This is a genomic window from Stenotrophomonas sp. 05L44_2 (assembly GCF_056665995.1).
In genome coordinates this window covers 1-5,204 of sequence record NZ_JBFTNR010000246.1, presented here as the reverse complement: position 1 = coordinate 5,204, position 5,204 = coordinate 1, and the positions used below count along the sequence as shown (strand labels likewise).

Annotated in this window: 3 protein-coding genes; 2 read left to right on the top strand and 1 reads right to left on the bottom strand. The window is 67.4% G+C overall.

Going from position 1 to position 5,204, the window contains the following annotated elements; all coding sequences use genetic code 11:
* Positions 1 to 618: response regulator transcription factor (locus AC1VAN_RS10370; RefSeq protein ID WP_480985752.1), on the bottom strand; the 618-nt coding region annotated here is incomplete at its 3' end.
* A gap of 130 nt (positions 619 to 748) precedes the next feature.
* Here AC1VAN_RS10370 and AC1VAN_RS10365 point away from each other — a divergent pair.
* Positions 749 to 1,897 (top strand): efflux RND transporter periplasmic adaptor subunit, encoded by a 1,149-nt coding sequence (locus AC1VAN_RS10365; protein ID WP_059064094.1) that lies wholly within the window; start codon positions 749 to 751, stop codon positions 1,895 to 1,897.
* Positions 1,898 to 1,918: 21 nt separating this feature from the next.
* Positions 1,919 to 5,083: a multidrug efflux RND transporter permease subunit gene (locus AC1VAN_RS10360; RefSeq protein ID WP_480985751.1), complete on the top strand. Its 3,165-nt coding sequence runs from the start codon at positions 1,919 to 1,921 to the stop codon at positions 5,081 to 5,083.
* Positions 5,084 to 5,204: the final 121 nt, after the last annotated feature.

Here is a 5,204-nt window from a genome sequence, read left to right as displayed (position 1 = left end):
GCTGTCCACGGTGCGCTCCAGTGCTTCGCTTTCCGGCAGGCATTCGTGCATCAGTTCGCTGCGGCTGAAGATCCGTGACGGGGCCAATGCCATGCAATGCAGCAGCTTGAACTCGGTSAGGGTCAGCAGCAGCTCGTGGCTGTAGCCGTCGCCCTCCACATGCACCGCGTGGGTGGCGGTGTCGATCAGCAGCGGGCCCACGCGCAGGGCGCTGGGCGCATCCGCCCGCGGGCTGCGCAGCGTACGCCGCAGTACTGCACGCACGCGTGCCGCCACTTCTGCCGGGTTGAACGGCTTGACCACATAGTCATCGGCACCCATCCGCAATGCGGTCAGCTTGTCCAGATCCTGGTCCAGCGCGGTCAGCATGATCACCGGCGTTTCACCGCGCTGGCGCAGCTGGGTCAGCACGCTCCAGCCATCCAGTCGCGGCAGCTGCACGTCCAGCAGCACAAGRTCCGGGCGCATGCTGCGATGCATGTCCAGGGCGATCTGGCCATCGGCCGCACGCAGGGTGCGCAGGCCCTCGCGTTCAAGGTAGGCAGCAAGGATGTCGGCGATCTCGGCTTCGTCCTCGACGATCAGGACCAGCGCCGCGAGGGCAGGGGAGGCATGCATGGCAAGGCGAGGCCGGAAGGTGCTTGTCCTCCATCGTATCTCCACAGTTCCTCCATCGAAACCCCATCATCGCCACGCACACTGCGCGCTTCATGATTCCTCAGCCGCGTCTGCGGCACTGTGCACAGCAATGAGAACCTTCAGGACTCCGGTCGCGCTGGTCGCGGCCTTCGCCTTGGCCATGACGGCCTGCTCCCGCCCCGAACCCACCGTCGAAGCCGTGCCGCGTGTCAGCGTGGTCACCGTTGGCCCGCAGGTGGTGCAGCGCGATGATGAACTACCCGGTCGGGTGGCGGCGGTGCGCACCGCGCAGATCCGTGCGCAGGTCGGCGGCATCGTGCAGCGCCGGATGTTCGAGCAGGGCGCGGAGGTGCATGCCGGAGAGCCTCTGTTCCAGATCGACCCGGCGGCGTTCCGCGCCGACGTCGATTCGGCACTGGCTGCCCTGCAGCGCAGCGAGGCGGCACTGGGTCGCAGCCGGGTGCAGTCACAGCGGCTGCAGGCATTGGCGGCCGCACAGGCGGTCAGCCAGCAGCATCGCGACGATGCCAGTGCCGAGCATGAGCAGGCCCGGGCAGCGGTCAACGAGGCGCGCGCGATCCTTGCGCGACGCCAGCTCGACCTGCGCTACGCCACGGTCAGTGCACCGATCGATGGCCGCATCGATCAGGCGCTGGTGACCGAAGGCGCGCTGGTCGGCGTCGCCGATGCCGAGCCGATGGCGGTGGTGCAGCAGATCGACCAGGTCTACGTGGACGTGCGCCAGCCTGCTTCGCAGCTGCAGTCCCTGCAGCGCAGCGCGGTGGACGGCGAGTTGCCGGTGACGATCATCGGCGCGGCGGGTACGCCGCTGCCCGAGCGCGGCCGGCTGCTGTTCTCCGGTGTCAATGTCGATGCTCGCACCGGCGATGTGATCCTGCGCATCCTGGTCGACAACCCGGAGCGGCAGTTGCTGCCGGGCATGTACGTGCGTGCGCGGGTGCCCCGTGGTGCGCCGGCCAGCGCGTTGCTGCTGCCGCAGCAGGCAGTGCTCCGCAGCGCCGGTGGCCAGGCCTATGCCTGGGTCATCGCCGCCGATGGCAAGGCGGTGATCCGCACGCTGGAGGTGGACGGCAGCGTCAACCGGCAATGGCTGGTGCGGCACGGCCTGAAGGCCGGCGAGAAGGTGGTGGTGGAAGGCCAGGAGCGCCTGCAGGAAGGCGTACTGGTCGATCCGCGCGACTGGCAGGTGCCGGTCGCCAGTGCCAGCGCACCGCCGACATCCGAACGCCAGGGCTGAGCCCTTCCAGGAACCTACGACATGGCCCGTTTCTTCATCGATCGCCCGGTATTTGCCTGGGTGCTGGCGATCTTCGTCATCCTGGCCGGCGTGCTGGCCATTCCGCGGCTGGCGGTCGAGCGCTACCCGGCGGTCGCACCGCCCAGCGTCAGCATCTATGCCAGCTATCCCGGCGCCAGCCCGCAGACATTGAATGATGCGGTGGTTGGCCTGATCGAGCGCGAGCTGTCCAGCGTCAAGCACCTGCTGTACTTCGAATCGTCGGTGGACACCTCCGGTGAAGCGTCGATCACCGCCACCTTCAAGCCCGGCACCGACCCTGAGCTGGCGCAGGTAGACGTGCAGAACCGGATCAAGGCGATCGAGCCGCGCCTGCCGCGCAGCGTGCGCCAGAACGGCCTGTTCGTGGAGGCGGCCGACTCCGGGTTCCTGATGCTGGTGGGCCTGCGCTCACCCGATGGCAGTGTCAGCGAAGCGGCGCTGGGCGATTTCATGGCGCGCAACATCATCGAGGAGCTGCGGCGCATCGACGGCGTCGGCCGCGTGCAGCTGTTCGGTGCCGAACAGGCGATGCGGATCTGGCTGGACCCGACCCGCCTGACCGGCTACGGCCTGACCATGGGCGATGTCGCCAGCGCGATCGAGCAGCAGAACCTGGAGATCTCGCCGGGCCGCATCGGCGATTCGCCCGGTGTTCCCGGCCAGCGCATCACCGTGCCCTTGAGTGCCGAAGGCCAGCTGTCCACGCCCGGGCAGTTCGCGGCGATCGTGCTGCGCGCCGGTGCCGATGGTTCGCGGGTGCTGCTGGGCGACGTYGCCCGGGTCGAACTGGGCGCGCAGAGCTATGCCTGGGGCACGCGCGAAGATGGCTATCCGGCGACGGCCGCCGGCGTGCAGCTGCGCCCCGGTGCGAATGCGGTGCGTACTGCCACGGCGGTGCGCGAACGCATGGCCGACCTGCAGCCGCTGCTGCCGCAGGGTGTCGAATCCAGCATTCCGTTCGATACCGCGCCCTTCGTGAAAGTATCGATCCAGAAGGTGCTGCAGACCCTGATCGAGGCGATGCTGCTGGTGTTTGCAGYGATGTACCTGTTCCTGCAGAACTGGCGCTATACGCTGATCCCCGCCCTGGTCGCGCCGATCGCGCTGCTGGGCACCTTCGCGGTGATGCTGGCGCTGGGGTTCTCGATCAACGTATTGACCATGTTCGGCATGGTGCTGGCGATCGGCATCATTGTTGACGACGCGATCGTGGTGGTCGAGGGCGTGGAGCGGATCATGGCCGAAGAGGGGCTGCCGCCGCGCGAGGCCACGATCAAGGCGATGCGTGAGCTGACCGGTGCGGTGATCGGCATCACCCTGGTGCTGACGGCGGTGTTCATCCCGATGGCGCTGGCCAGTGGTTCGGTTGGTGCGATCTACCGCCAGTTCAGCGTGGCGATGTCGGTGTCCATCCTGTTTTCGGCCCTGCTGGCGCTGAGCCTGACCCCGGCGCTCTGCGCGACGCTGCTGCGGCAGGGCACACGTGGTCACCATGGCCGCGGCGGCGTGTTCGGTGCGTTCAACCGCGGCTTCGAGCGCATGACCGGGCGTTACCAGCAGGGCGTGGCGGCCGTACTGCGGCGCAGTGGCCGGGTGATGGGCCTGTTCGCTGCCTTGCTGGTGGCACTGCTGATCGGCCTGCATTGGTTGCCGGGTGCGTTCCTGCCGGAAGAGGACCAGGGCTATTTCATGACTTCCATCCAGCTGCCGGCCGAAGCAACCGCCGAGCGTACGCTGGCGGTGGTCGAAGCTTACGAACAGCATGTCGCCTCGCGGCCGGCGATCGCGTCCAACCAGGCCATCCTCGGCTACAGCTTTTCCGGTTCCGGCCCAAGTGCGGCGCTGACCTACACCATGTTGAAGGACTGGGGTGAACGCGGCGGCAGCACCGCATCGGACGAGGTGAAGGCGGCGCAGCAGGCCATGGCAACGGTCCCGGAAGGCGAGGTGATGAGCGTGATGCCGCCGGCCATCGACAGCCTTGGCCGTTCCTCCGGCTTCTCGCTGGCGCTGCAGGCGCGTACCGGACAGGGCCAGGCCGAGCTGCGCGCTGCCCTGCAGCAGCTGTTGAAGCTGGCAGAGGCAAGTCCGTTGCTGGCCGATGTGAATGCCGATGGCCTGCCGGCGGGCAGCAATGTACGGCTGGACATCGATCGCGCCAAGGCCGAAGCGATGGGCGTGGCGTTCACCGACATCAGTGCCACGTTGTCGGCGGCAATGGGCTCGCAGTACGTCAACGATTTTCCAAATCGCGGGCGCATGCAGCAGGTGATCATGCAGGCCGATGCGCCGTACCGGATGGAGCTGGAGGACGTGCTGAAGCTGTATGTCCGCAACAGCGAAGGCGGCATGGTGGCACTGTCCGAGCTGGTCACCCCGCACTGGACCGAGGCGCCGCTGCAGCTGCAGCGTTACCTGGGGTTCCCGGCATTGAATCTGTCCGGCACACCTGCCGGCGGGGTGTCCACCGGCCAGGCGATGGTCGAGATGGAGCGCCTTGCCCAGCAGCTGCCAGCGGGCTTCGCCCTGCAGTGGACCAGCCAGTCGCTGCAGGAGCGTGAGTCCGGCGCACAGGCGCCGTGGTTGCTGCTGCTGTCGATGCTGGTGGTGTTCCTGGTGCTGGCGGCGTTGTACGAGAGCTGGTCGATCCCGCTTGCGGTGATGCTGGTGGTGCCGTTGGGCCTGCTCGGCGCTGTTGCTGCGGTGTTGCTGCGCGAGATGCCCAATGACGTGTTCTTCAAGGTCGGCATGATCACGGTGATCGGACTTTCGGCGAAGAACGCGATCCTGATCGTCGAGTTCGCCCGCCAACTGCAACAGCAGGGACGCGGTCTGGTCGAGGCGACCATCGAAGCAGCACGCCTGCGATTGCGACCGATCGTGATGACCTCGCTGGCGTTCGCGCTGGGCGTGGTGCCGCTGATGCTGGCGCAGGGGGCTTCAAAGGAAACGCAACAGGCCATCGGTACCGGCGTGTTCGGCGGCATGGTCAGTGCGACCGTGTTGGCCGTGTTCTTCGTGCCGGTGTTCTATGTGGTGGTGCAGGGGGCGCAGCAGTGGCTTGCGCAGCGCCTGCGCCGACGCCGGCCGACGCCGGGAGGGAGCGTGGATGGAAAGCAGGTGGATGGAAAGCAGGAACCCTGAGGGCCTGTACGAGGCGCAGCTGCGCGTGTTGGAGCAGCAGCTGCGGGATGCGCTGCTGGACGGCGACCATGGCGCAGCCACTGCGCTGCTGTCACCGGTGTTGTTCATGATGGACGGGCAG